Source organism: Hominimerdicola alba, assembly GCF_900109655.1.
Taxonomy (GTDB): domain Bacteria; phylum Bacillota; class Clostridia; order Oscillospirales; family Ruminococcaceae; genus Hominimerdicola; species Hominimerdicola alba_B.
In genome coordinates this window covers 1-1,056 of record NZ_FOAT01000047.1, presented here as the reverse complement: position 1 = coordinate 1,056, position 1,056 = coordinate 1, and the positions used below count along the sequence as shown (strand labels likewise).

General features: G+C 42.1%; 1 protein-coding gene. It reads left to right on the top strand.

The features are described from left to right. Positions 1 to 700: glycoside hydrolase family 9 protein (locus tag BMY75_RS18620; protein ID WP_242940289.1), on the top strand; the 700-nt coding region annotated here is incomplete at its 5' end. Positions 701 to 1,056: the final 356 nt, after the last annotated feature.

The following is a 1,056-nucleotide window of genomic DNA, read 5'->3' as shown; positions in this document are numbered from 1 at the left end:
TATCAACAACGCTATGGTCCTGGCTTATGCTTATGATACTGATAACGGCAAATATATTTATCGGAACGGTGCTGCTGAAGCACTTGATTACCTCTACGGACGCAACGGTCTTGGCTTCTCTTATGTATCAGGCTACGGCGATAAGGCAATGGGATCACCACACCACAGATACTGGGCAAAGAGTATCGATCCGTCCTTCCCGGCGGCACCCGCAGGTGTTCTTGCAGGCGGTCCCTGCTCATATATTAATAATGATAAATACCTTCGTAGTCTCGGCTATAAAAGAGGCACTTTAGCTGCTCAGAAGTGTTATGTTGACAGCGCTGAGGCGTGGACAGTAAATGATGTTTCCGTCAGCTGGAACGCTTCTCTGGTATGGATGTCATCATTCATGAACGATCGGTTCGGCGGTTCGAATCCTGTTCCTTATCCTGTCAACATTAAGGTCGATTACAGTGAGAAGTACCATCAGGTAAGATTTACCTGGGACAAGGTGGAAGGTGCTGACAGATACGGCATAGCAGTTTATCTGGCAGGCAAGTGGAGAGTACAGGCACAGAACATAACTGATACAGTTTATACTTCTCCTAAGAATCTCACACCTGGCAAGACTTACAAAGTCGCTATCGCCGCAAGAGTAAACGGAAGATGGGATACAGCAACTGCTATCAAATATGCCGGTACTGTTACTATAAAGTGATCAGCTGAAATTGATCTGATTTGATACAAGCAAAACGGATAGACCGTCTTTATCAGGCGGCTATCCGTTTTTTCTTTCGCAGTCAAATTATACATTAATTTGATTTTCTATAATGAATATGTAACGAATGATTAAGAGAATATATCGAAATTATTGACATTGATAATTATCTGTGCTATCATATCTTTAGAAATATTGATATATATTGTCATATTCAATACAAAAATTAAGGAGGTCATTAAAATGCATATAAAAAAAGTATTAGCAGTAGTAATGTCGCTTTGTATGGCAGCAGGTGCTGTCAGCTTCGGTGCGCCTGTTATATCGCAGAGCGTAACCGCACAGGCTGCGGATGT